Raw genomic sequence first — 25,190 nt, 5'->3', positions numbered from 1 at the left:
CGCGGGGCAGGAGACCGTCAAGTCTCCTGCCCCGCGGCGATGTTGGGTCGAATTTCAGCGGCGGTCGTCGCGCTCCGCCGCCTCCTCCTCGGCTTCCTTGACCTGGACCTCGGGGTCGAGGTCCGACTGGCCGCTGCCGTCGACCGACGCGAGACGCCCGGCCTCGGGCACCTCGGTCGCGGCCGGCGGTTCGACGAGCCAGTCGGGGTTGGCCTGCTTGTCCCACCACTTCCAGGCGGCGAAAGCGCCGCCCGCCAGAAGCCCCAGCACGGCCAGCCCCTTCACGACACGGCCGGCCCTGGCCCGCCGCTCGTGCTTGCGGAGCAGCTTCTGGATCTCCTGCGGTGTGACCTGGCCGCGCAGAGCGGCGATGGCCGCCACGCCGCGCGCCGCGGCCTCGTCCCGAACGGGCTGGGCCGCGGCCACCGCCTGCTCGATCCTCGGCTTCGAATAGTCGGCGGCCTGACGAGCCGCCCTGCGGGTGCGGATGGCCGCTTCCTGGGCGGCCTGGTCGACCTTCGGTGGCACATGGGTACGGGCCTGCTCAAGGCGCGGCGCGAGATGGGCGTCGTACTGGACGCGGGCCTGTTCGGCGGCCTGCGACACCTTCGGCGCGAGCCGTACACGCGCTTCGCTCGCGTAGTACGAGGCCCTGTCCTTGGCCGTGTCGGCGTAAGGCGCCACCACTTCCGCGGCGTGCAGCACGCTGTCCTTCGCCGAGCCGGTCGCGGCGCGCACGCTGTCGATGCGGGTCACGGGTTTCCTCCTCCTCGGTGGCGTACGTCAGGGATACCGGGTACCCCCAAAGACACACAGTTCACCTTTCCGCCCCTATGGGGATCATGCCCGCCCAAGGGGTCCGGGGCATGTGAGGGCGGGCATCCGTGTCACGGGTGCCGACTCCCGGGGACTCCCGGGACGGAGCCGGTCAGGTGTCGATCAAGTGAGATAGCGGATCAATACGGGGCAACGGGAGCTTGTCGTCGACAATGCCACGGATCGCCCCGGCTCGCTCCCGTCCCGGCGCGACTCGACCGGTTTTCTGCAAGCCCCACGTCCGCACGTGCGTCCGGAGGCGGCGGTCGGGGGCCCAGCACCCCGGGCCGTGCGAGGATCGGGCAGTCAAAAGAAGGCAACGGAAGGCAGATCGTGGCCGAGCAGCTTTACGCCACCCTGAAGACCAACCAAGGCGACATCGACATCCGGCTCCTGCCGAACCACGCGCCCAAGACGGTTCGGAACTTCGTCGAACTCGCCAAGGGTGAGCGTGAGTGGGTCAACCCGACCACGGGTGTGAAATCCACGGAAAAGCTGTACGACGGCACGGCCTTCCACCGGGTGATCAGCGGTTTCATGATCCAGGGCGGGGACCCCCTGGGCAACGGCACCGGTGGTCCCGGCTACCAGTTCGAGGACGAGTTCCACCCGGACCTCCGCTTCGACAGGCCCTACCTACTGGCCATGGCCAACGCCGGCCCGGCCACCAACGGCTCGCAGTTCTTTATCACCGTCTCCCCGACGGCCTGGCTGACCCGCAAACACACCATCTTCGGTGAGATCACGGACGCGGCCAGCCAGAAGGTCGTGGACGCCATCGCCGGCACCGACACCAACCCGCGCACCCACCGCCCGGTCAACGACGTGGTCATCGAGTCGGTCGTCGTCGAAACCCGCGAGCGCTGAGCCCGCGCCGGACTCCCGGTCCTTGAGCCCGAAGGCCCCCGGAGGGAACCAAACGCCCCGTTCATCCGTAAGGATGGACGGGGTGGTGTGCTGTGCACCCGGACCCGCTTGTGACCGCGTGCGAGCCGCCGTACGGAGATTGAGGGGACCCCATGGATCAGCTGCCCGGCAGCCCGCAGGGCCCGCGGGACCAGGGACCGAAGGACGCCCGGAACCTGCCCGGTTGCTACCGGCACCCGGACCGCGAGACCGGCGTCCGCTGCACCCGCTGCGAGCGCCCGATCTGCCCCGAGTGCATGGTCAGCGCCTCCGTCGGCTTCCAGTGCCCCGACTGCGTCCGCGGCGGCTCCGGCACCGGCCACGCCCCGGCGGCCAACCAGCCGCGCACCCTCGCGGGCGGCACCGTCGCGGCGGACCCCCGGCTCGTCACCAAGGTGCTGATCGGCATCAACCTGGCGATCTACCTCGTCCAGCTCTCGGTGGGCGACGCCTTCACCGACCGCTTCACCCTCTTCGGCAATGCCTTGCTCTCCGGGCACATGCAGGGCGTGGCCGAGGGCCAGTGGTACCGGATGCTGACGTCGATGTTCCTGCACAGTCCCAGCAGCTACACGCACATCATCTTCAACATGCTCAGCCTGTGGTGGGTCGGCGGCCCCCTGGAGGCGGCCCTCGGCCGCGCCCGCTACATCACCCTCTACTTCGTCTCGGGCCTCGCGGGCAGCGCGCTCACCTATCTGCTCGCCGCCCCCAACCAGCCGTCGCTCGGCGCCTCCGGCGCGATCTTCGGCCTGTTCGGCGCCACCGCGGTCCTGATGCGCCGGCTCAACTACGACATGCGCCCGGTCATCGCCCTGCTGGTGATCAACCTGATCTTCACCTTCGGGTGGAGCAACATCGCCTGGCAGGCGCACATCGGCGGCCTGGTCGGCGGTGTGGTGGTCGGTTACGCGATGGTCCACGCGCCGCGCGAGCGGAGGAACCTCGTCCAGTACGGGGTCGCCGCTCTGATGCTGGTCGCGGTGGTCGTCACGACGCTGCTCAGGACCGCTCAGCTCACCTGAGAGCCGGCTGATCGTGACCGCTGCCCAGCTCACCTGAGAGTGCGCTTGGCTCACCTGAGAAGTGATGTTGTCCACAGACCGTGGCGGATCTCGTGCACGCTGTGCGGGAACAGCTGTGCCCCCTGTCACTGACCCGAGTTTCCCCAGGTCGGACAGGGGGCGAACAGGTTTGCGGATGCCGGTGGACCAGTCACACCGGCGTCAACCGCGGATGAGTTATCCACAGATCGTCTTTCTTTTCCACCTGTGGAAAACTACTGTGGATAACTCAGTGGATAGCCGTGGGCAGAGCTGCCGCCCCGGTCGTTTCCGTGTGGGTGAAGACGGTCACTTCCACTGTGTGGAGACGCCGAATCCGGCCGCGATGAAGCCGAAGCCGACCACGATGTTCCAGTTGTCGAGCGCGTCGATCGGCAGCGAGCCGTCCGTCACGTAGAAGACAACGATCCAGGCGAGACCGATGAGGAACATGGCCAGCATGGCCGGTGCGACCCAGGTATTGCTGGTCAGCTTGATGTTGGTCGCCTGCTTCGCCGGGGGCGGCGTGTAGTCGGCCTTCTTGCGGATACGTGACTTCGGCACGAGGGTCTCTCCTGTCGATGCGCTGCGTGGCCGCGCAGGGAACTTGGGCGGGCTCCGGGGCAGCGTACAAGGGGACACTGAGCGCTCCCCCGGGCGTCCGTTAGCGTAGTGCTTCCGCGGCGCCGAAGGAGATAAGGGTACGTTGAGCAATTCTGCCGACTCCCCCGGGACGGATTCCAGTCCTGGCGGTACGCACCGTTTCCGGCCCGTACGTGTCCTCACGGTGGCCGTCTTCGCCCTCGCGGGCCTCATCTTCTTCACGAGCTTCGATACGGCCAAGGGTACGAACATCCGTACGGATGCGTCCATGCTGAAGCTTTCAGACCTGATTCAGGAGCGCAGTCACAAGAACGCGACGCTGGACGAGTCCAACGGGGCCCTGCGTCGTGACGTGGACACCCTCGCCGGCCGCGAGGACGGCAGCAGCGAGGCCAGGGACGCCAAGCTCGCGGCGCTGGAGAAGAACGCGGGCACCCAGAAGCTCAAGGGCGAGGCCGTCACGGTCACGCTCAACGACGCCCCGCCCAACGCGACGGCGAAGCTTCCCGGCTACCCCGAGCCGCAGCCCGACTACCTCGTCATCCACCAGCAGGACCTTCAGGCGGTGGTGAACGCCCTGTGGGAGGGCGGAGCCCGGGGCATCAAGGTGATGGACCAGCGGCTGATCTCCACCAGCGCCGTGCGCTGCGTCGGCAACACCCTGATTCTCCAGGGCCGCGTCTACTCGCCCCCGTACAAGATCACCGCCATCGGCGACCCGCAGAAGCTCCAGAAGTCGCTCGCCGCCTCTCCGGCGATCCAGAACTACATGGTGTACGTCAACGTGTACGGGCTCGGCTGGAAAGTCGAGGAGGCCGGGACGGTGACTCTTCCCGGGTACTCGGGCACAGTGGATCTCCACTACGCGAAGCCCGTGGAGTAGGTGCCGGACCTCGCGGAGCATTGGGCGAATCCTGTGGAGCGAGCTGCCGCCGGGGGGACCTTGTGTCGGTGCGAGTGGTCGTCAGGACGATCAGTGAGCTGTGCCTCACCGCCGGCACCCTGATCGTGCTCTTCGTGGTCTACGTGTTGTTCTGGACGGGAGTCCAGGCCGACAGCGCGATGAACCACCAGATCGATGTGCTCCAGAAACAGTGGTCGAAGGGAGCGGTGGCCCAGGCGCCGAAGACCCCGTCGGACTCTTCGGGTCCGTCCGGCTCGTCGGGCTCCTCCGGTACCGCGGGCTCTTCGGGTGCCACGGGTGCCACGGGTGGCGCCGGCGGCACGGCCACCGAGAGCCCGAAGGCGCCCGGCCCCTACAAGTACGGCGGCCCGTTCGCGGTCATGTACATCCCGCGGCTCGGTTTCACGTGGAACAAGCCCGTGCTCGAAGGCACCGCCACACAGGTCCTGAAGAAGGGGCTCGGCCACTACAGGGGCACCGCCCAGCTCGGCCAGGAGGGCAACTTCTCGGTCGCCGGTCACCGGCGTACGTACGGGGATCCCTTCAAGGACTTTCCCGAGCTGCGCCGAGGCGACGCGGTGGTGCTGACGGACGGGACGACCTGGTTCACGTATCGGATCGACAAAGGCCCCTACAAAACCGTGCCCTCCGACATTGAGGTGATCGACCCTGTGCCACGTAAGTCCGGGTATACGCGTCCGGGACGCTATCTCACGCTGACCACGTGTGATCCGGAGTGGGGGCACAGCCACCGGTTGATCGTCTGGGCACACCTTGATTCCACACAGCCTGTGGAGGCAGGGAAACCGGTGGCTCTGCGCCGTTAGTCTGTTGGCGTACGGCGACGGAAGGGACGGCATGTACGGCTGGATCTGGCGGCATCTGCCGGGGAGCGCATGGGTGAAGGCGCTGCTCTCACTCGTGCTCGCCCTGGCAGTGGTCTACGTGCTCTTCCAGTACATCTTCCCCTGGGCCGAACCGCTGCTGCCCTTCAACGATGTGACGGTGGACAACCAGTGAGCACGCGCATCCTCGTTGTGGACAACTACGACAGCTTCGTCTTCAACCTGGTCCAGTACCTGTACCAGTTGGGCGCGGAGTGCGAGGTGCTGCGCAACGACGAGGTGTCGACCGCGCACGCCCAGGACGGTTTCGACGGGGTGCTGCTGTCCCCGGGGCCCGGCGCTCCCGAGCAGGCCGGTGTCTGCGTCGACATGGTCCGGCACTGTGCCGCGACCGGGGTGCCCGTCTTCGGTGTCTGCCTCGGGATGCAGTCGATGCAGGTGGCGTACGGCGGTGTGGTCGACCGCGCGCCCGAGCTGCTGCACGGGAAGACCTCGCTCGTGGAGCACCAGGGCAAGGGCGTCTTCGCCGGTCTGCCGTCGCCCTTCACCGCGACCCGCTACCACTCGCTGGCGGCCGAGCCGGAGACCGTCCCGGCCGAGCTGGAGGTCACGGCCCGTACCCACGACGGGATCATCATGGGTCTCAGACACCGCGAACTACCGGTCGAGGGTGTGCAGTTCCACCCGGAGTCGGTGCTGACCGAGCACGGCCACCGGATGCTCGCCAACTGGCTGCTCGAGTGCGGCGACAAGGTGGCCGTGGCGAGGTCGGCGGGGCTCGCCCCGGTGGTGGGCAGGGCCTCGGCGTGACCGCGCTGCGCCCCGAGCGCGACAGCTCCCCCTACGGCGGCGAGGCCGCGTACGGGGGCGCCGGCGCGTTCGAGGCGGCGGTCGGAGGGCTCCCGGACCCGCTGACGGATCCGCTGCCTGGTCAGGGCCAGGGCCAGGGCCAGGGCCAAGTACAGGGCCAGGGCGTACAGCAGCAGGGGTACGGCCCCGGCGGGTACGGAACCGATTGGTACGCCGCACAGCAGCAGGCGCAGGCCGCTCAACTGCAGGCCGCCCAGGCGCAGGCCGCGCAAGCCGCTCAGCTGCAAGCCGCGCAAGCCGCTCAGATGCAGGCCGCTCAGGCCCGGGCGGCTCAGGCCCAGGCCGCGACGCAGGCCATGCCTTCCGCGCCGGCGTCGGCGCCGTCGTACGCCGACATGTACGAGCGGACGTACTCCCCGCCGTACCAGGAGCCCGTGGCCGCCCAGTACCGCGGACCGGTCGCCGCTCCCCGGGCGGAGCCGGTCGCGCCGCGCCTGCCGTTGGACGACGAGACGGTCGCGTTGCGTCTTCCCGGCTCGCCCGGAAGGGCGGAGGGAGGCGCGCGTGCGGCCGGCGGCGGGGCGGTCCCCGCGTCCGGAGGCCGTGCGGCCCGCCGTAAGGCCGCCAGGCGCCACGGACGGTACGGAGAGGCGCTGGAGTCCCACGAGCCCCAGGAGGCGGCTCAGGAGGCCGCTGGGGCCCCTCGGAGCCGGATGGACGCCCGGCGTGCGGCACGGGCGTCGAAACCCGGCGCGGCTGTCCTTGTGAGCCGGATGGTCGGAGAGGTGTTCATCTCCACCGGCGTGCTGATGCTGCTGTTCGTGACCTACCAGCTGTGGTGGTCGAACGTGCGGGCGCACGAGCAGGCGGGCAGTGCCGCGCAGCACCTCCAGCAGGACTGGGCGAACGGCAAGCGGAATCCGGGGACGTTCTCGCCCGGCCAGGGCTTCGCCATCCTGCACATTCCGAAGCTGGACGTGGTCGCGCCGATCGCGGAGGGCACCAGCAAGACGGACGTGCTCGACCGCGGAATGGTCGGGCACTACGGCGAGGCACCCCTCAAGACGGCGATGCCTGACGCCAAGACGGGCAACTTCGCGCTCGCCGGGCACCGCAACACCCACGGCGAGCCGTTCCGCTACATCAACCGGCTCAAGCCGGGCGACGAGATCGTGGTCGAGACGCAGGACGACTACTACGTCTACAAGATGACGTCGATCCTGCCGGTGACGAGCCCGGGCAACACGAGCGTGCTCGACCCGATCCCCAAGGGTTCGACCTTCACCGGGCCGGGCCGCTACATCACACTGACCACCTGCACACCGGAGTTCACCAGTAAGTACCGGATGATCGTCTGGGGCAAGATGGTCGAGGACCGGCCGCGCAGCAAGGGCAAGCCCGACGCGCTGGTCGGCTGAGGACAGACGCCGCCGCACGCGCGAACGGACGCGTGCGGGCGTCACGTGCACGTGAGACAAGCTGAGACACACCAGACGGGGCAGATGAACAGTGGCAGCGAGGACCGACCACGACGAACGCGCCGGATCGGAAGCCGGGTACGCGACCGCCGGTGACGTGCCCGGGGGGCGTCGGCCCATGGGATGGTTCGCGATGACGGTCAGCGTCTTCGGTGAACTCCTCATCACCGTGGGGCTGGTGCTCGCTCTGTTCGTCGTCTACTCACTGTGGTGGACGAACGTCGTGGCCGACCGCGAGGCGCACAAGCAGGGCGCCAAGGTCCGCGACAACTGGGCGCAGGCCCCGAGCGGTCCGGGCGCCCTGGACACCAAGGACGGCATCGGCTTCCTGCACGTCCCGGCGATGAAGAACGGCGAGGTCCTCGTCCAGAAGGGCACGGCGACGAAGGTCCTCAACGAGGGTGTCGCCGGCTACTACACGGATCCCGTCAAGGCGTCCCTGCCGATGAGTGGCAAGAACGGCAACTTCACGCTGGCCGCCCACCGCGACGGCCACGGTGCCAAGTTCCACAACATCGACAAGATCTCCAAGGGCGACGCGATCGTCTTCGAGACCCGGGACAAGTGGTACGTCTACAAGGTCTTCGACATCCTTCCGGAGACCTCGAAGTACAACGTCAAGGTGCTTCAGACGGTCCCGAAGGAGTCCGGCAAGGCGAAGCCCGGCCACTACATCACCCTGACGACCTGCACACCGGTGTACACCTCCCGCTACCGCTATGTGGTGTGGGGCGAACTGGAGCGCGTGGACAAGGTCGACAGCGCGCGGACGCCGCCGAAGGAACTGCGTTAGCGCGACCAGTCGTTACGCTTAGGATGAGGTGGGCCCAAAGCCGCAACTATCTCTTGCGGCTTCGGGCCCTTCCCGTTGTGTCTGGTGACGCCTGCTGAAGGGCAGTCAGCGGAACGCCCGCGCTCCACTTCTCCAGGTGGGAGCGGTCGACGAGCGTGACACCGTAGGTCTCCGCGATGGCACGCGCGTCGGGCGTGAAAGATGTCGTGGCGACGAACAGCGCTACGTCGGCCGTGTGCTGGACGAGTGAAGCGCCGAGGAACTTCTGCAGTTCGCCGCTCCACACCGGGCGGTACGGCGCGAAGCTCTTGCAGTGCGCGACGACCGAGCGGCCGTCAGCGGTGTGCGCGGTGACATCCACTCCCCGGTCACCCGGGCCGCCGTGCACGACGACGTCCGTACAGCCGTCGCGGCGCAGCAGGACGGCGACGTGGTGCTCGAACTCCCGCCAGTTCATGGCGTCGATGGAGGCCGTGATCCCGGTGTACCGGCGCGGACCACGAGTGCGTTCGAGTTCGGTGATGCGAGTCTCGTGGCCGCACAGTTGCTGCTCGATACGTTGGACATCTTCACGGAGGGAGACGAGTTCCTGGCGGTGTTCGCCTGAGGATTCGATCAGAGCGTTGAACATGGGGACGACGGTCTTGCCGAGGATGTGGGTGATGCGCTGGTCGATGCGGTCATCGAGGGCGTGGGGCGTGCTGGAGGCCGGGGTGTCGACCGGGCGGGCGCGCGCCAGGTACTCCATGTCGAGGAGGTAGGTGCGGACCTGGCGGGCGACGTCGCTGTCGCGGAGGAGCATGGCGACGTTGAGGACGGCCGGCGCGACCAGAGTGCCAGGCTGGAGCGGGGCTGTGGATAACCATCGCGACAGGAACTCAGGTTGAGTTCCTTAGATTCCTGCAGCTCAGGACCACGAAGTACCCGGAGACCGTTGGATTCGAGCTCCAGCCTGTGGCGGCTCAGAAGGTTATTGATCACTGTTTCGGCGACTTCGAAGTACGTCGCCACCATCGCCGTCGTCACATGCATGCCATCCGGCAGCAGTGACAGTGCCTTGACCCGGTCGAGCACGTCTGTGCGCTCCAGCACGCTGCCCCTTAGGGTCTTCGATTCCAGGAGAGCCGATTCGTTGATCACGTACTGCACCTTTGTTCGTTGCGTAGGCCTTGTGGCCGGGGCAGAGCTTCCATTCCGCCCCATCCCGTCAACGAATCGGGAAGTATGAAGAAACGGTCGAATTTCGCACACCAGGTCGCCGGAGCAGCCCAGCGGCTCACTAGGCCGGCCGGCAGGTCAGCGCAGACGTACAGCACCCGGTCGACGGAAAGGGCCCCGACACTCAAGAGTGTCGGGGCCCTTTCCGTCGGTTGCCCGAGTACGGTCCTTGGTGGGCTCAGTTGCCGCCGAAGAGGCCGCCACCGCCGTTGTTGCCGCCGTTGTTGCCGCCCAGCTTGACTGTCGTGAGGATGACCGTCGTGTTGTCCGGGCTGTCGACCGGGCTGTTGCCGTTCGGGTTCTGTCCGATCACGGTCGCGTCGTCGCTTCCGTCGCTGCCCTGGGCGAACTGGATGTTGTTGAAGCCCTGCTGCTGCAGAATCTGCCTCGCCTCGCCCACGGTCTTGCCGACGACGGGCGGCACGGTCGACTGTTGCTGCTGCTTGGCCTTGCCGATCTGGATCGTCACCTTGGAGCCGGGGTCCGCCTGGGTGCCGGCCTGCGGGGTCGTCTGGATGACCTTGCCGACCTGGTTCTGGTCGTCGGTGTCCGTGTCGACGCACTCGCCGACGAGATTGCTGGCCGTCATCTGTGCCTTGGCCTCGTCGCAGCTCTTGCCGGTGACGTCCGGGACGGTGGACTTCTTCTTCTCAGCGGCGACGGTCAGGGTGATGGTCGCCCCCTTTGCCGCGTCCTTGTCGCCCGTGGGGTCCTGGGAGATGACGACGCCCGGTCTCTGGTCGGACTCCTGAGTCTTCTGCTCGACCGTGAATCCCTTGCCTTCGAGCTGGGCCTTCGCCTTGTCGAAGGTGAGACCCGTCACGTCCGGTACGGCCACCTTCGGTACTCCGGTGGACACGACCACCTTGATCGTGTCGCCCTTCTTCACCGTCGAGCCGACGGCCGGGTCCTGCGAGCAGATGTTGCCCTTGGGCTCCTTCTCGCACGGCTTGCGCGTGGGGGAGAGCTTCAGTTCGCGGTTGTCCGCCATCTTCTTGGCGTCCGGCAGCGTCTGACTCACGAAGTTGGGCACCTCGAACGAGTCGTTGCCCGCTCCCTTGCCCGAGAACGCGTACTTCCCGATCAGGATGGCGCCGATCAGCACCAGGATGCCGGCGACGACCAGGAGGATCGTCGAGGTGTTGTTGTTCTTCTTCTGGCGGCGGCGGTCCGGGCGGTCGTCGTAGCCGTAGGCGCCGTCGTCCGGGTTCATCGGCGGCAGCATCGACGTGGCCTGGGCGTCCGAGGAGCGCAGGGCCGTGGTCGGCTGGTCGTCGCCGTAGCCGTAGCCGACCGAGCCCATGGCGGCGCTGGCCGCGACGGGCTGGCCGTCGAGGCAGGCCTCGATGTCGGCGCGCATCTCGTCGGCGGACTGGTACCGGTAGTCCGGGTCCTTGACGAGGGCCCTGAGCACGATCGCGTCCATCTCGTGCGTGATCTCGGGGTCGAAGACCGACGGGGGCTGGGGTTCCTCGCGGACGTGCTGGTACGCGACGGCCACCGGGGAGTCGCCCACGAAGGGAGGGCGCACCGTCAGCAGCTCGTACAGCAGGCAGCCGGTGGAGTAGAGGTCCGAGCGGGCGTCGACCTGCTCGCCCTTCGCCTGCTCCGGCGAGAGGTACTGCGCCGTGCCGATGACCGCGGCCGTCTGCGTCATGGTCATGCCGGAGTCGCCCATGGCGCGGGCGATGCCGAAGTCCATGACCTTGACCTGGCCGTTGCGCGTCAGCATGACGTTGGCCGGCTTGATGTCGCGGTGGACGATGCCTGCGCGGTGCGAGTACTCCAGGGCCTGGAGGATGCCGATGGTCATCTCCATGGACCGCTCGGGGAGCAGTCTGCGGCCCGAGTGCAGCAGCTCGCGCAGCGTGGACCCGTCGACGTACTCCATCACGATGTACGGGATGGAGGTGTTGTCGATGTAGTCCTCACCCGTGTCGTATACGGCGACGATCGCGGGATGGTTGAGCGAGGCGGCCGACTGGGCCTCCCGGCGGAACCGGGCCTGGAACGACGGGTCGCGTGCGAGGTCGGCCCGCAGCGTCTTCACCGCCACGGTACGGCCGAGCCGGGTGTCATGCGCGAGGTAGACCTCCGCCATGCCACCACGGCCGAGCACGTGGCCCAGCTCGTACCGGCCGCCGAGGCGACGCGGCTCTTCCATAGCTACCTACCAGCCCTCTCCGTCGGTCCCGACCGCACCTTTGTGTGGTCCGGCGGTGTGCTGTCCGGGCATACGGTACCCGGATCGCCTTGTGTGACCTGGCCAAGACCGTCACCCGTGACAGGACCGGTATCGCAACGTGCACCGATGTGATGGGGACGTGAGCGGGGTCACTTCTTACTGTCGATGACTGCCTTCATCACGTCCCTCGCGATGGGGGCGGCGAGACCACCACCCGTGATGTCGCCGCGGTTGGCGCTGCCGTCCTCGACCACCACGGCCACGGCGACCGGAGAGCTGCCGTCGGGGAGCTTGGCGTACGAGATGAACCACGCGTACGGCTTCTCGCTGTTGGCGACACCGTGCTGGGCGGTACCGGTCTTGCCGCCCACCGTGACACCGGAGATCTGCGCCTTCGTACCCGTGCCCTCCTTGACGACCGTCTCCATCATGTCCTGCAGGATCTGGGCGTTGGCCTCGGAGAGCGGCTGGCTGAGCTTCTGGGGCTCGGTCTGCGAGACGACGTCCAGGCTCGGTGCCTGGAGCTTGTCGACCATGTAGGGCTTCATGAGCGTGCCGTTGTTCGCGACGGCGGAGGCCACCATGGCCATCTGCAGCGGGGTCGCGGCGGTCTCGAACTGGCCGATGGAGCTGAGCGCGGTCTGCGCCTGGTCCATCGCCTTGGGGAAGACGGAGGCGTTGGAGCGCACCGGCGTGAGCTGCTCGGAGTTGAAGCCGAACTTCTCGGCCTCCGTCCGCATCTTGTCCTTGCCGAGGTCGGCGCCGATCTTGCCGAAGACGGTGTTGCACGAGTAGCGGAGCGCGATCCGCATGCTCGCGTCCTTGCAGGGGATGCTCCCCTCGTTCTTCAGCTCGGTCCTGGTCTTCGGCAGGATGTACGGCAGCGGGGAGTCGGTGTGCTGGTCCGCGGACGTGTACAGGCCGTTCTCCAGCGCCGCGGCCGCGGTGACCACCTTGAAGGTGGAGCCCGGCGGGTAGGTCTCGCGCAGTGCCCGGTTGAGCATCGGGTCGTCGGGGTTGTTCTTCTTCTGGAGCTTGTTCCAGGCCTTCGCGTCGTTGTCGGAGGTTCCGGCGAAGGCCGAAGGGTCGTACGACGGGGTCGACGCCAGTGCCAGGATCGCGCCGGTCTGCGGGTTGATCGCGGCGACGGCGCCCTTGCCGCGGCTCAGCAGGCCCTGGTACGCGGCCTTCTGCGCGGCGGCGTTGAGGGTGGTGACGACGTTGCCGCCCTGCTGCTTCTTGCCCGTGACCATGGCGAGGGTGTTGCGGAAGAAGAGCCGGTCGTCGTTGCCGGTGAGGATGCCGTCGTCCAGCTTCTCCAGCTGGGAGGCGTCGAAGGCCTGCGAGGCGTACCCGGTGACCGGCGCCCACATGGGGCCGTCCTTGTAGGTGCGCTTGTACTCGAAGTCGTTGATGCCGTTCTTCTTCGACTTGGTGGCCCCGGTGATCGGGTCACCGTCGACGACGATGTCGCCGCGCGGGGTGGCGTACCGCTCGATGGCGACGCGGCGGTTGTTCGAGTCGGTTCGCAGGCTGTCCGACTGGACGTACTGGACGTAGTTGTCGCGGAGGAGCAGGGCGAGGACGAGGAGCCCGCAGAAGATCGCGATCCGGCGCAGGGGCTTGTTCACGGGCGGACCACCTGGGTCATCTCGGCGTCGGGGCTGGGGGCGGGTGCGGGCGCCGGGCGGCGGGCGGTGTCGCTGATTCTGATCAGGATGCCCATCAGTGCCCAGTTGGCGATGACGGAGGAGCCTCCGTAGGCCACGAACGGCATCGTCATACCGGTCAGCGGGATCAGGCCCATGACGCCGCCGGCGACGACGAAGACCTGGAGTGCGAAGCCGCCGGAGAGGCCCACGGCGAGGAGCTTGCCGAACGGGTCGCGGGCCGCGAGGGCGGTTCGGATGCCGCGTTCGACGATCAGGCCGTAGAGCACCAGGATCGCCATGATGCCGGCGAGGCCCAGTTCCTCGCCGAAGGTGGCGAGGATGAAGTCGGAGTTGGCGGCGAACCGGATGAGTTCGGAGTGGCCCTGGCCGAGGCCGGTGCCCAGGGTGCCGCCGGAGCCGAAGGCCCAGAGGGCCTGCATGGACTGCTCGGTGTGACCGGGGACGCCCTGGCGGCTCTGCATGAACTCGTGCATGGGGTCGAGCCAGGCCTGGACGCGCTGCTGGACGTGCGTCTCGAAGGTCGCCACACCGACCGCGCCGGCCGCGGACATCAGCAGACCGAAGACGATCCAGCTGGTGCGCTCGGTGGCGACGTACAGCATGATGATGAACATTCCGAAGAACAGCAGTGATGTGCCGAGGTCGGTCTCGAACACGAGGATCAGGATCGAGATGAACCAGACCACGAGGATCGGGCCGAGGTCGCGGCCGCGGGGCAGGTACAGCCCCATGAAGCGGCGGCTGGCGAGGGCCAGCGCGTCCCGTTTGACCATCAGGTAGCCGGCGAAGAAGATCGCCAGGACGATCTTGGCGAACTCGCCGGGCTGGATGGAGAAGCTGCCGACGTGGATCCAGATCTTGGCGCCGTAGATGTTGGCGCCGAGGCCGGGGACCAGTGGCAGGAGCAGCAGCACCAGGGCGCCGACCATGGAGATGTAGGTGTAGCGCTGCAGGACGCGGTGGTCCTTCAGGAAGATCAGCACGACGACGAACAGGGCGATGCCCAGCGCGGTGTACATCAGCTGGCGGGGCGCGGCGGTGCCGGCCTGCTTGATCGACTGCAGCAGCTTGGACTGGTCGAGTCGCCAGATGATGACCAGCCCGAGGCCGTTCAGCAGCGTGGCCAGTGGCAGCAGCAGCGGGTCCGCGTACGGGGCGAACTTGCGTACGACGAGGTGGGCGACGCCGGCCAGCAGGCCGAGGCCCAGGCCGTAACTCAGGAGGCCGGCGGGCACCTTGTCGTCGATGGCGAGGCCCACGTTGGCGTAGGCGAACACCGGGATGACAACGGCGAACACCAGCAACGCCAGTTCGGTGTTGCGTCGGCTTGGTGCGCCGATGGATCCGATCGTGGACGTGTGGTGCGTCGGCGTGTTCGAACTACTGCTCATCGTGTGACAGGGCCCCTCACGGCTTCTTACTGCTTACCGCACAGCGAGACCAGCTTCTGCTCCTCGACGGAGAGGCTGGGGCCTGGTGTGGGAGTGGGTGCGGTCGTGGACTTGGAGGACGAAGGTGCCGAGCTCGACGGGGTCGGGCTCGGGGTGGACGTGGCCTTGGACGTCAGAGAGGTCTTTGTGGTTCCCGTGGTCCCACCGGCCTTGCCCTCACCGGTCTTCGCGTTGTTCTGGCTCTCGGCGGCGCGGCGCTGCGCATCCTTCCGGCATGCGGAGGCCTGCACGGCGAGCTCGTCGATCTTCGACTTCGCGTCGGCGAGGCCGCCTTCGGCGATGGTCGCCTTGACCTGCTTCTGCTGATACGGCGGCAGGTACTTGAGTTCGATCTCGGGGTGGTCCTTCTCCACCTTCGAGAGCGAGACCCAGGCCAGGTCCTGGCTGATGCCGCGGTACAGCGCGACGTGGTCGTCCTGGGTGCCGACGTAGTACTGCGTCTGCGTCCAGCGGTAGCCGCCGTACAGGCCGCCGCCGATGACGGCGAGCGTCAGGACGATGTAGAAGGATCTCTTCAGCCACTTGCGTCCGGTGCGCGGTTTGACGAAGTCCTCGTCCGTGTAGTCGCCGAAGCCGCCGGTGGACACATAGCCGGTGGTGTCGCCGCTGCCGGGCGGGCCGAACTCGCCGCCGCCCTGGCCGGGAACGGGCCGGCCGAGGCTGGAGGCGCGGCCGGCGGGGGTCTGCATGGCTCCGTTGTCGTGCAGCTGGTGCTGGTTCTCGGCGACCGCGCCGACCACGACGGGAGTGTCGGAGAGCTGCGCGGCGAGGGTGTCCCCGGAGTCGATGTCGAGGACGTCGGCCACGATGACGGTGATGTTGTCCGGGCCGCCTCCGCGCAGCGCGAGCTGAATGAGCTCCTGCACGGTCTCCTGCGGGCCCTGGTAGCTGGCGAGGGTGTCTTCCATCGTCTGGTGGGAGACGACGCCGCTGAGGCCGTCGGAGCAGATCAAGTAGCGGTCGCCGGCCCGGACTTCGCGGATGGAGAGGTCGGGTTCGACGTGGTCGCCGCTGCCCAGCGCGCGCATCAGCAGGGAGCGCTGCGGGTGGGTGGTGGCTTCCTCCTCGGTGATGCGTCCCTCGTCGACGAGGCGCTGCACCCAGGTGTGGTCCTGTGTGATCTGCGTCAGCACGCCGTCCCGCAGGAGATAGGCGCGGGAGTCGCCGACGTGGACGAGGCCGAGGCGCTGGCCGGTCCACAGCAGAGCGGTGAGCGTGGTGCCCATGCCCTCCAGCTGCGGGTCCTCCTCGACCATCAGCCGGAGCTGGTCGTTGGCGCGCTGTACGGCGGTGCCGAGCGAGGTGAGGATGTCGGATCCGGGTACGTCGTCGTCGAGCGCGACGATGGTGGAGATCACCTCGGAGCTGGCGACCTCACCGGCGGCCTGGCCGCCCATTCCGTCGGCGATCGCGAGCAGGCGAGGACCGGCGTAGCCCGAGTCCTCGTTGCCCTCGCGGATCATGCCTTTGTGCGATCCGGCGGCGAAGCGCAGTGACAGACTCATGCGCACCTCGCCCGTCGGCTCCGGGTACATCCGCACGGTGCCCACCCTCCGGTCGGGAGCGCGCCGGGGTCCCTCGTGTGGACCGCCGCTGCGTGCTCGCTCCGCTCGCTCATTGTCGTACTACTTCCGCAGCTCGATGACGGTCTTGCCGATGCGGATCGGCGCGCCCAGCGGAATGGGCGTCGGAGTCGTCAGTCGGCTCCGGTCGAGATACGTGCCATTGGTGGAGCCGAGGTCTTCGACGATCCACTGGCCGTCCCGGTCCGGGTAGATCCTGGCATGCCGGCTCGACGCGTAGTCGTCGTCCAGCACGATGGTGCTGTCGTGCGCGCGTCCCAGGGTGATGGTCTGCCCTTGGAGCGCGACGGTCGTGCCCGTGAGGGTGCCCTCCGAGACGACCAGTTTGGATGGTGCGCCGCGGCGCTGGCGGCCGCCGCTGGGCGGCTGCTGCTGGCGCTGTTGTGGAGGCGCGGCAGGCCGCGCGGCCTGCTGAGGCCTTGCGGCCTCCCTGCGGGAGCCGCGCTGTGTGACGCGCGTTCCGAACAGGTCGCTGCGGATGACCTGCACGGCCACGATCACGAACAGCCACAGTACGGCCAGGAAACCCAGCCGCATGACCGTGAGGGTCAGCTCTGACATTGCCCCCGCTTCACCCTTCGGCTTGCCGGTAAATGATGGTGGTGCTGCCCACGACGATCCGCGAGCCGTCGCGGAGCGTAGCGCGGGTTGTGTGCTGCCCGTCCACCACGATGCCGTTGGTGGACCCCAGATCCTGGATCGTCGAGGGCGTTCCGGTCCGGATCTCACAGTGCCGGCGGGATACGCCGGGGTCGTCGATCCGCACGTCGGCTTCGGTGCTGCGGCCCAGCACCAGCGTCGGGCGGGAGATCTGATGGCGTGCGCCATTGATCTCGACCCAGTGCCGCATACGGCCACCCGCCGCCGGGCCGGCCGGGGGTCGGGCACCGATGGGTGCCGCGCCCGGACGGCCGCCGGGCGGCGGCGCGGACGGCATGGGGGGAGCGGCCGCCGGCGGGTAGCCGTAGCCGCCCTGGGCTCCGCGGGGAGCCGCCGGGGCGGGACCCGCGGGGGCACGCTCGGGGGACTGCTGATTGGCGGAGGAGGCGAGCGTACGGCTGCGGACCCGGTACAGGCCGGTGTCGAGGTCGTCCGCCTTCTCCAGGTGGACCTTGATGGGGCCCATGAAGGTGTAACGCTGCTGCTTGGCGTAGTCGCGGACCATGCCCGCGAGCTCGTCGCCGAGCTGGCCGGAGTAGGGGCTGAGCCGCTCGAAGTCGGGCGTGCTCAGCTCGACGATGAAGTCGTTGGGGACGACGGTCCGGTCGCGGTTCCAGATCGTGGCGTTGTTGTCGCACTCGCGCTGGAGCGCTCCGGCGATCTCCACGGGCTGGACCTCGGACTTGAACACCTTGGCGAAGGTGCCGTTGACCAGACCTTCGAGACGCTGCTCGAACTTCTTCAGGACTCCCATGGGGCACCTCCTCCGTCGTTGCCGTCCTGGTACAGCTTGCTGTCGTCTTCCTGATCCTGCTGGCCCTGCTGGTACTGCTTACTGATCGTATCCACGCGTCGGGAAATCGGCTGGTTCCCCCTGTCGGCCCGGTCGACGGGTTGTCGACGCCTTCCGAAGTCCCCTCCCGGAGTTCCCTGAGAGGCCCCTCTTCGAACTCTTCCCGGCACTGCTTCTGCCATGGATCGTAGAGGCGCCCCACGACCAGTGTCCCGCACCTGACTGTGCGGCCCGTCCGACTCCTGGGGAGATGCGCTGGACCGGTACGAGGTTGATACGTGAACCGGTTCTGTCTGAAACGTGTGACGGACGCCGGGGTGCCGGTGAGGGAGGCGGCCGGCGCGGGATCCGGAGCCGCTCGGGCCGCGGGGCCGGGCGGGGCAAGGGCACCGGGCCTGCGGATGCCGGGTGCGGGGGCGGGGAATGGCGGGGGTGCGGGGCGGGGAAAAGGGATGTGATTGCACCCCTGACAGCGTGCTAATCTTCTCGATGTCGGCAGGCGCTCGCACCACTCGGTGGGAGACGGACGACACACCCAATGCGCGGGTGGCGGAATAGGCAGACGCGCTGGATTCAGGTTCCAGTGCCCGAAAGGGCGTGGGGGTTCAACTCCCCCCTCGCGCACCAGGAAGAACCGACGAAACGGGTCTTCACCAGAGACGAAAGTCCTGGTGGGGCCCGTTTCTCGTTGATCGGCACGTCTGGCCCCGGCTGTTGCCGGGGTGTTTGTGGTTCAGGGCGGTGTCTGTGCAGCAGGGCTGGCTCCGTGACAAACGTCACGGAGCCAGCCCTGCTTTTTGATCGTCAACTTGTCTGGCTGTGGCGGTGATCAGCCGGTCGGTTTCAGGTAGCCGGTGGGGGTCCAGCTGCCGATCGGCTTCGTCCGGCGCCGGTGGTGAGTGCGTCTACGGGGTCGCCGGCCGTCGAGCGCGAGAGTTTCCACCCAGTTCTTGATCTTCCGGCGGTTGGCGTGGGCCAGCTGGAAGACGAGGAGGACAGTTTGGGCGGCGATGCCGCGAATACGACGAGTGCCGGAAGCCTCGATGCCCTCGGCAAGCGGGTTCTTCGCGTAGCCGTTGTAACTCTCGACGCTGTTGCGAAGCCGGAAGTAGACCTTCTGCCATTCCGCGCCCCCGAAGTCGAGGACCTGCCAGTGCTTGGCGCCTTCTGCCGGGGCGAGCGTGATGCTGCGCTGCCGACAGACCTTCACCGGTCCGATGGGGCTGGGTTCCGGGTCGACGAGTGGGAGATGAATACCACGGTTGAGCGTGTGCGGCTTGATCGGGCACTGCGCCTTGCCGGCCTCGGCCGGGCACATCACGCGCTGGTGCCCCTCTGCGTCCTCGTTCTCCTTGGGCATGAGGCGGTAGGGCTTGCGAGCGGCGATGAGCCGGATCCAGGTGCCGCGGTCGATGCGCTCGGCGTGGAGATCTTTGGTGGCGTCGATGAGGGGCTCTGGCATCGAGGGGCAGTACCAGGTGCCCTCGACCAGAATCGCGCCCTGCGTTTCTGCCTGCTTGCCGAGCTGGTCCACGCGGTAGTCGTAGACGGGCTTGTAGCCCAGCGCGCGGACCCGCAGCTGCCACTCCTCGGGTTCGGAGTTGTTGTACGCGAGATCCCCGGCGAGGTAGCCAGGCTCGTAGCCGCGCTCCCGAAGACGGCTGAGGACCTTCAGCCCGTTGTAGGCGGGGCGGTGTCCGGGCCTGTCGAGCGAGACGCCGAGAACCAGAACCGGCAGCACGTCCGGGTTGGGAGTGTTGTCGTCCATGAGCACCTTGTCGTAGCGGGCGTCGCGCGTGACCGCGAAGGCCGCGTCGTAGCCGAAGAGGTACTTGGCCTTCTTCTTGAACTGTTTGGCCTTCTTCTTCAGGGAGAGCTTTCCCGCCTTCTGCGTTGCTGGCTGCTCCTTCCCGCCTTCTACAGCCCAGAGGAGATCACCGGGGCGGCGGCGCGGCGCATCGGGGATGACTTCTGCGAGCGTTGATCCTTCCTCCCGGTGTTCAACTAAGACCCGTTCCTTCGCCTTTCGGAACTGGACGTGGCGACGGCGGCGTCTTGACCATCTCTCTGCGTGGGGGGCTGGATGGTGCGTTCGTCTTTGCGCGTCGTCAGCGGCCGGTATCTCTGCACGGCCCGGCCGGCGTTTGGGAGGGCGATGGGCGGTCCTGTACCGGCCGGGTCCACGGGGCAGGACTCGAACCAAGGCCGGGCAGTCAATACCCTGCCAGGGTATGGTCAGGCGGCAGTACCTGAATCGGAAGGACGTGGGCGTGGACAGCGCACAGGCGAGCAGACCGGGCATAGCCCGACTGTTGGCGGTGTGCGCGGTGTTGTTCGGCCTGTTCCTCATGCACGGCACCCCGGCCACGGCTGCGGAGGGCTGCCACGGCGCCATGCACGCGGACACGGCCTCGCCGATGACCGGCGGACACGACGCCGCCGCGCCGACCACAACTGCGCCGGCCGCGCACGGCCCCGGCCCCGCTGTCCGGGCCGCAGAGGCACCCGGGATGGCCGGGGCCCCGTGTGTGTCAACTCCGGCCCACGAGCGGACCCCCCTGCCCGCACCCGGTCTGCTCGGCGTAGTTGGTGCCGCAGTGCTCGCCCCGTGGATGTTGTCCCGGCTACGGGCCGCGGCCGGCGGGACGGGGCGGCGCGGGCCACCGGCCGGCGGACGAGATCTCCTGCTTCAGGTGTGCATCGCGCGGACGTGACAGGCGCACCGGATTGCGGGTCAGGCCGCAGCCGGCATCGTGTCCTGCTCATTTCCGCGCACCACCGGTGTGGTGCGCCCACCCGGAAAGACCCCTTCGATGTCCACCACTTCTCGTTTCACCGCGCGCCGTCGCAGCCTCGCGGCGGCCGGTACCGCGGCCGCTCTGGCACTGACGCTGGCCGCCTGCGGTTCCTCCGGCGACGCTTCGTCCATGCCCGGCATGGATCACGGCGCCAAGTCCCCGTCCTCCTCACCCAGCGCATCGCACGCGATGGGTGACATGCCCGGCATGGATGGGATGGCCGCCGGCGTCGGCCTGTCCGACACCCAGGACAGCTACCGTCTCACCTCCAAGGACGCGACCCTGCAGGCAGGCAAGCAGAGCACCTACCGGTTCACGGTCACAGGGCCTGACAGTAAGCCGGTCACCGGCTTCGCCCTGGACCAGACCAAGCGGATGCACTTCTACGCCGTCCGCTCCGACTTGACCGGGTTCCAGCACATCCACCCGGCCATGGCCCCCGACGGCACCTGGAGTGCGGATCTGGCCTCCCTCACGCCGGGCTCATGGCGCATGTTCGCCTCCTTCACCCCCGCCGCCGGGAGCGGCAAGGGCAAGGACTTCGTTCTGTCGCGCGCCATAACCGTGCCCGGCAACGTGACGAAGACCCCGCTGCCCGCCGCCGCCGGCAGCACACAGGTCGACGGCTACACCGTCACCGTCAGGGGCGAAGTCATGGCAGGAATGGCGCACCCGATGACCGTGTCGATCTCCAAGAACGGCAAGCCGGTCACCGATCTGCAGCCCTACCTGGACACCTACGCCCACCTGACCGCCTTTCATGAGGGCGACGCCGCGTTCGCCCATTTCCACCCGACCACGAAGGTGACCGGCGTCCACGGCGGACCCGACCTCGCCTTCCACGCCGAGCTGCCCACCTCCGGTAACTGGAGGCTGTTCCTGCAGTTCCAGACCGGCGGCACACTCCACACCGCCGCTCTGACCCTGCACGTGGGCTGACCCGGCGGGGCCGCCGCCGCACCCTGCGGCGGCGGCCCCGCACCCGGCAGGCAGACGTGCCCCGCCGACAGGCAGCGTGTCCGCCGACCGTACGCAGCATCTCGGAGGCAAGACTTCACAGATGGACGCCGTACTGCACGCATTGTTGATCACAGGGTCCATGACCTGGCGCCCTCCCCGAGCGGGATCAACTCTGCGTCTCTGTCATCGAGCCCCACAGCCCGGCACGCGGCAACCATCACCCGCGTCGCCCCCGCGGGTCTGCCGCGCCCCGCGCAGGACACCGGAGCGGAGTCGATGACCGAAACGCCCGTAACCCCCGTCAGCCAGGTGCCTCCGGCCCGGCAGATGTGGCCGTTGTACGCGGCCGGGTTCACCACCGCGTTCGGCGCTCACGGCATCGCCGCGAACCTCGGCGGCCACGGGAGCACGGTGACCTCGCTGATGGCGCTCGGCGGTCTGCTCGCCCTCTACGACGGCGCCGAGGTAGTGCTCAAGCCGGTCTTCGGCACGCTCGCGGACCGGGTCGGGGCCCGCCCGGTCCTGCTCGGCGGGCTCGTCGCGTTCGCCGCCGCGTCCGCGGTGTACGTGCTGGCGGACAGCCCCGGCCTGCTGTGGGCGGCGCGCCTCGGTCAGGGCGCCGCCGCGTCCGCCTTCTCGCCCTCGGCCTCCGCGCTGGTCGCCCGGCTGAACCCAGCGGCGAAGCACGGCAGGGCCTTCGGCAGCTACGGCTTCTACAAGTCCGTCGGTTACACCCTCGGCCCGCTGCTCGGCGGGGTGCTCGTGTGGGCCGACGGGCTGCGGCTGCTGTTCGGGGTCCTGGCGGTGCTCGGCGCGACCGTCGCCGTATGGGCGGCGCTGGCCGTTCCCGTCGTGGCGCCACTGCCGAAGGCTCGACAGACGGTGCTGGACCTGGCCAGGCGCCTCGTCCGTCCTGACTTCCTCCGTCCCACGGCGGCGCTGGCCGCCGCGACCGCCGCCCTCTCCGTCGGCGTGGGCTTCCTGCCCGTCTCCGGCCGGGCGGCGGGCCTGGGTTCGGTCGCCACCGGTGCGGCGGTGTCGGTGCTCGCGGCCTGCCGCCGTCGTTCAGCCCCGGGCCGGACGCGCCCTGGACGCCGGGCGCCTCACCGCGCGCGGCGGCATCACGGCGGGGCTGCTGCTCACCGCCGCCGGCCTGGGCTGCGCGACCCTGCCGGGTGTGCCGGGCGTGCTGTCCGCCGCGGCCCTGATCGGCATCGGGACCGGCCTGATCACTCCGCTCGGCTTCGCGGCGCTGGCCGCCTCGACTCCCGCCGAGCGGCTCGGCCAGACCATGGGAGCGGCCGAGCTCGGCCGCGAACTCGGCGACGCGGGCGGCCCGTTGCTCGTCGCCGGCGTCGCCACGTTCACCACCCTCGACCACGGTTACGCGACCCTGGCCCTGCTCCTCGTCCTCGCTCCCGCGGCCGGTCTCGTGCGCCGGGCCGCCCGGCCGCGTACATCGCGCTGACCTGCTCAGCAGGCCACGTCGAGCGTCACCGTGGCGCCCGGTGGACCGTTCTCGGCGCGGGCCGTTCCGTCGTGCGAGGCCGCGACCGCGGTCACGAGCGCCAGGCCCAGTCCCGCGCCGGGCGTGGTGCGGCTCGCCTCGGCGCGGCTGAAACGGTCGAAGGCCCGCGGCAGGAAGTCCGGCGGAAAACCGGAACCTTCGTCGGAGACCGACAAGGTCAGCCGACCGTCGTGCACTTCGGCGCGCACCACGATGGCACCGCGGCCGTGCCGCAGGGCGTTGTCCAGGAGGGTGCCAACGGCCGGTTCCAGCCAACGGGAGTCGACCCGCACCGTGGCGGGGTCGTACACGGCGGTCAGGGTGCGGCCGTCGCGTTCCGCGGCCGTACGGTACTGCGCGCAGACGTCGTCGAGGAGGCTGTCGAGGGCGGTCGGGACGCGTTGGATGCGTTCGCCGCTGCCGAGTTGTTCGAGGTCGAGAAGGGCGTTGGCGAGGGTGACCAGGCGACGGGCCTCGGCGTCGACGGAACGCAGGGTCTCGGTCAGCTCCTCGGCGGTGCGCGGCCGGTGCAGGGCGACGTCGAGTTCGGCGCGCATCAGGGTGAGCGGCGTGCGCAGTTCATGGCTGGCGTCCGCGATGAACTGGTGCTCGCGGGCGGCGGAGGCGGCCAGCCGGCCGAGCATACGGTTGAGGGTGTGCCCGAGCCGGGTGATCTCGTCGTCCCGGTCGGTCGGCACTTCCAGCCGCAGGCCCGGCGACGCGTCGGCGCCGTCGGCGAGGGCCGCGGCACCCACGCGGTAGCGCTCCACGGGGCGCAGCGCGGCGCGGGCGGTGCGGTAGCCGACGTAGGAGGCGGCCAGCAGCGTGAGCCCCGAGGCGAGGGCGAGCTGGGCGAGGAGCTCGCGCAGTGCCTCGTCGCGGTGGCCGCGCTGGACGGCCGCGATCACGATGAGCGGCTGTCCGTCGGCGGTGACGCGCTGGGCGCGCAGCCGCAGGGTGCCGTCGGTGATGGGCAGCAGGGCGCCTATGTCGCGCCGGACGACGGCACCGTGGGCGGCGGCCTCTCGTTCGGCCGGCGTGAGCAGTCGCTGGTCGCGGACCGAGGCGCTGGAGCGCACCACCCGGCCGTCCGTGTCGAGGACCTGGCGCAGGCTGCCGTTCGGGCCGGCCGGCAGCTCCTGGCCGCCGCGGACCGCCCGGTCGAGGGTCTGCTGGTAGGCGGCGAGGTCCTCGTCGAGCTGGCCGTCCAGGGCCGTCTCGACGCGCCAGTAGACCAGGCCGGCGGCGCCGGTGAGGACGAGTGCCATGGCGAGGGCGACGGCGAGCACCAGCCGGCCGACGACGGGCAACCGCTGGAACCGTGGGAGAAGTGGTCCGGGCGGCCGTGTCACGGGGTGGTCTCCAGGCGGTAGCCCCGGCCGCGCAAGGTGGTGATCGTGGCACGGCCGAAGGCACGGTCGACCTTGGCCCGGACCTTGGAGACATGGACGTCGATGGCGTTGCTGCGCAGGTCGGTCTCGCCGTCCCAGACCTCGTCGAGGAGCTGGAGGCGTGAGACGACCCGGCCGGCGTTCTCCATGAGCACCCGCAGGACGTCGAACTCCCGCCGTGACAGGTCGAGCTCGCTGTCGCCGCGCCATGCCCGCTGCTGTTCCGGGTCGAGGACGAGATCGTCGGCCCGCAGGCGGCCCGCCGGGTCGGGGCGGCGCCGCGATATCGCGCGGAGCCGGGCCAGCAGCTCCTCCATCGCGAACGGCTTGACCACATAGTCGTCGGCGCCCGCGTCGAGCCCGGCGACCCGCTCGCTCACGTCGCCGCGGGCGGTGACCAGGATCACCGGGACATCGATGCCCTCGTCGCGCAGGGAGCGGCACACTTCCACGCCGTCCATGCCCGGGAGCATGACGTCCAGGACCACCGCGTCGAGGCGGGGGTCGCGGGCGGCGGCGAGGCCGGAGGGGCCGTCGTAGCGGCCCTCGGCGGTATGGCCGGACTCGCTGAGGTAGCGGACGACCAGATCGGTCAGGCGGGTCTCGTCGTCGACGACCAGGCAGTGCATGCCGGCCAGGCTAACCGGGCGCGGGACCACACCCTGCCCGGAGCGAGATCACCCCACGACGAGCGGAGGCCGTCCCGTTTCGGGCACCGGGCGCCGGACGCTCGGAAGCCTTCATGGTCTGTTCATGCGCCATCTCTAGCGTTC

Annotated in this window: 22 protein-coding genes, 1 tRNA gene and 1 pseudogene; 12 read left to right on the top strand and 12 right to left on the bottom strand. The window is 69.0% G+C overall.

The window, feature by feature from the left end:
* Window positions 1-54: 54 nt before the first annotated feature.
* On the bottom strand, window positions 55-756 hold the full coding sequence (locus ACFYR3_RS04855; protein ID WP_355851573.1) for a DUF5324 family protein: 702 nt from the start codon (window positions 754-756) through the stop codon (window positions 55-57).
* A gap of 393 nt (window positions 757-1,149) precedes the next feature.
* Here ACFYR3_RS04855 and ACFYR3_RS04850 point away from each other — a divergent pair, with 393 nt between their 5' ends.
* Window positions 1,150-1,683, top strand: coding sequence for a peptidylprolyl isomerase (locus ACFYR3_RS04850; RefSeq protein WP_355851576.1), 534 nt, complete (start codon window positions 1,150-1,152; stop codon window positions 1,681-1,683).
* A 152-nt stretch (window positions 1,684-1,835) separates the two neighbouring features.
* Complete coding sequence (locus tag ACFYR3_RS04845; RefSeq protein ID WP_355851579.1) at window positions 1,836-2,747, top strand: rhomboid family intramembrane serine protease; 912 nt, start codon at window positions 1,836-1,838, stop codon at window positions 2,745-2,747.
* A gap of 327 nt (window positions 2,748-3,074) precedes the next feature.
* On the opposite strand, the gene crgA is transcribed toward ACFYR3_RS04845, so the two are convergent.
* A complete protein-coding gene (crgA, locus tag ACFYR3_RS04840) occupies window positions 3,075-3,329 on the bottom strand; it encodes a cell division protein CrgA (protein WP_355851582.1) in 255 nt (84 codons plus the stop codon).
* 142 nt (window positions 3,330-3,471) lie between these two features.
* Between crgA and ACFYR3_RS04835 the strand changes: the two genes are divergently transcribed.
* The 6 genes from ACFYR3_RS04835 to ACFYR3_RS04810 all read left to right on the top strand — a co-directional run bounded on the left by ACFYR3_RS04835 (window position 3,472) and on the right by ACFYR3_RS04810 (window position 8,198).
* The gene (locus ACFYR3_RS04835; RefSeq protein ID WP_355851585.1) at window positions 3,472-4,251 is read left to right on the top strand and encodes a DUF881 domain-containing protein; all 780 of its coding nucleotides are present in this window, start codon (window positions 3,472-3,474) and stop codon (window positions 4,249-4,251) included.
* Between the two features lie 68 nt (window positions 4,252-4,319).
* Window positions 4,320-5,099, top strand: coding sequence for a class E sortase (locus tag ACFYR3_RS04830; RefSeq protein ID WP_389281491.1), 780 nt, complete (start codon window positions 4,320-4,322; stop codon window positions 5,097-5,099).
* A 31-nt stretch (window positions 5,100-5,130) separates the two neighbouring features.
* Entirely contained in the window at window positions 5,131-5,292 is a 162-nt protein-coding gene (locus ACFYR3_RS04825) for a hypothetical protein (RefSeq protein WP_355851591.1), read from the top strand.
* Entirely contained in the window at window positions 5,289-5,927 is a 639-nt protein-coding gene (locus tag ACFYR3_RS04820) for an aminodeoxychorismate/anthranilate synthase component II (RefSeq protein WP_355851594.1), read from the top strand. Before ACFYR3_RS04825 ends, ACFYR3_RS04820 begins: the two co-directional genes overlap by 4 nt.
* A complete protein-coding gene (locus ACFYR3_RS04815) occupies window positions 5,924-7,345 on the top strand; it encodes a class E sortase (RefSeq protein ID WP_389281489.1) in 1,422 nt (473 codons plus the stop codon). Before ACFYR3_RS04820 ends, ACFYR3_RS04815 begins: the two co-directional genes overlap by 4 nt.
* A gap of 91 nt (window positions 7,346-7,436) precedes the next feature.
* A complete protein-coding gene (locus ACFYR3_RS04810) occupies window positions 7,437-8,198 on the top strand; it encodes a class E sortase (RefSeq protein WP_389281487.1) in 762 nt (253 codons plus the stop codon).
* A 46-nt stretch (window positions 8,199-8,244) separates the two neighbouring features.
* Here ACFYR3_RS04810 and ACFYR3_RS04805 read toward each other — a convergent pair whose 3' ends face one another.
* From ACFYR3_RS04805 to ACFYR3_RS04775, 7 genes are all read right to left on the bottom strand, one after another.
* Window positions 8,245-9,000: a restriction endonuclease gene (locus ACFYR3_RS04805; RefSeq protein ID WP_389281485.1), complete on the bottom strand. Its 756-nt coding sequence runs from the start codon at window positions 8,998-9,000 to the stop codon at window positions 8,245-8,247.
* Window positions 9,001-9,594: 594 nt separating this feature from the next.
* Window positions 9,595-11,580 carry a Stk1 family PASTA domain-containing Ser/Thr kinase gene (gene pknB, locus ACFYR3_RS04800; protein ID WP_355851606.1) on the bottom strand — a complete coding sequence of 662 codons (1,986 nt, stop codon included), beginning with the start codon at window positions 11,578-11,580 and terminating at the stop codon, window positions 9,595-9,597.
* 170 nt (window positions 11,581-11,750) lie between these two features.
* A complete protein-coding gene (locus tag ACFYR3_RS04795; RefSeq protein WP_355851609.1) occupies window positions 11,751-13,232 on the bottom strand; it encodes a penicillin-binding transpeptidase domain-containing protein in 1,482 nt (493 codons plus the stop codon).
* Window positions 13,229-14,665: an FtsW/RodA/SpoVE family cell cycle protein gene (locus ACFYR3_RS04790; RefSeq protein ID WP_355851612.1), complete on the bottom strand. Its 1,437-nt coding sequence runs from the start codon at window positions 14,663-14,665 to the stop codon at window positions 13,229-13,231. Before ACFYR3_RS04790 ends, ACFYR3_RS04795 begins: the two co-directional genes overlap by 4 nt.
* Window positions 14,666-14,691: 26 nt before the next feature.
* Window positions 14,692-16,260, bottom strand: a complete 1,569-nt coding sequence (locus ACFYR3_RS04785) for a Stp1/IreP family PP2C-type Ser/Thr phosphatase (RefSeq protein ID WP_356785168.1) — start codon at window positions 16,258-16,260, stop codon at window positions 14,692-14,694.
* 90 nt (window positions 16,261-16,350) lie between these two features.
* Window positions 16,351-16,869, bottom strand: a complete 519-nt coding sequence (locus ACFYR3_RS04780) for an FHA domain-containing protein (protein WP_261703701.1) — start codon at window positions 16,867-16,869, stop codon at window positions 16,351-16,353.
* 10 nt (window positions 16,870-16,879) lie between these two features.
* Complete coding sequence (locus tag ACFYR3_RS04775; RefSeq protein WP_261703700.1) at window positions 16,880-17,722, bottom strand: DUF3662 and FHA domain-containing protein; 843 nt, start codon at window positions 17,720-17,722, stop codon at window positions 16,880-16,882.
* Between the two features lie 579 nt (window positions 17,723-18,301).
* Between ACFYR3_RS04775 and ACFYR3_RS04770 the strand changes: the two genes are divergently transcribed.
* Window positions 18,302-18,388: transfer RNA gene (locus ACFYR3_RS04770), tRNA-Leu, on the top strand.
* Window positions 18,389-18,590: 202 nt separating this feature from the next.
* On the opposite strand, the gene ACFYR3_RS04765 is transcribed toward ACFYR3_RS04770, so the two are convergent.
* Entirely contained in the window at window positions 18,591-19,529 is a 939-nt protein-coding gene (locus ACFYR3_RS04765) for a hypothetical protein (RefSeq protein ID WP_389281482.1), read from the bottom strand.
* A 502-nt stretch (window positions 19,530-20,031) separates the two neighbouring features.
* Between ACFYR3_RS04765 and ACFYR3_RS04760 the strand changes: the two genes are divergently transcribed.
* The 3 genes and pseudogenes from ACFYR3_RS04760 to ACFYR3_RS04750 all read left to right on the top strand — a co-directional run bounded on the left by ACFYR3_RS04760 (window position 20,032) and on the right by ACFYR3_RS04750 (window position 22,987).
* The gene (locus ACFYR3_RS04760; protein WP_389281480.1) at window positions 20,032-20,475 is read left to right on the top strand and encodes a hypothetical protein; all 444 of its coding nucleotides are present in this window, start codon (window positions 20,032-20,034) and stop codon (window positions 20,473-20,475) included.
* A gap of 99 nt (window positions 20,476-20,574) precedes the next feature.
* Window positions 20,575-21,498, top strand: a complete 924-nt coding sequence (locus ACFYR3_RS04755; RefSeq protein ID WP_355851620.1) for a hypothetical protein — start codon at window positions 20,575-20,577, stop codon at window positions 21,496-21,498.
* Window positions 21,499-21,846: 348 nt separating this feature from the next.
* Window positions 21,847-22,987: pseudogene (locus tag ACFYR3_RS04750) on the top strand (MFS transporter).
* A 5-nt stretch (window positions 22,988-22,992) separates the two neighbouring features.
* Here the strand turns inward: ACFYR3_RS04750 and ACFYR3_RS04745 are convergent.
* Both ACFYR3_RS04745 and ACFYR3_RS04740 read right to left on the bottom strand, forming a co-directional pair.
* Complete coding sequence (locus ACFYR3_RS04745; RefSeq protein ID WP_355851623.1) at window positions 22,993-24,378, bottom strand: ATP-binding protein; 1,386 nt, start codon at window positions 24,376-24,378, stop codon at window positions 22,993-22,995.
* The gene (locus ACFYR3_RS04740) at window positions 24,375-25,046 is read right to left on the bottom strand and encodes a response regulator transcription factor (RefSeq protein WP_355851626.1); all 672 of its coding nucleotides are present in this window, start codon (window positions 25,044-25,046) and stop codon (window positions 24,375-24,377) included. Before ACFYR3_RS04740 ends, ACFYR3_RS04745 begins: the two co-directional genes overlap by 4 nt.
* Between the last annotated feature and the right edge of the window lie 144 nt (window positions 25,047-25,190).

The sequence above is a fragment of the Streptomyces sp. NPDC005784 genome (genome assembly GCF_042871525.1).
In the GTDB taxonomy this organism is placed as follows: Bacteria; Actinomycetota; Actinomycetes; order Streptomycetales; family Streptomycetaceae; genus Streptomyces.
The sequence above is the reverse complement of the archived record's forward strand: the minus strand, read 5'-3'. Positions and strand labels throughout refer to the sequence as shown.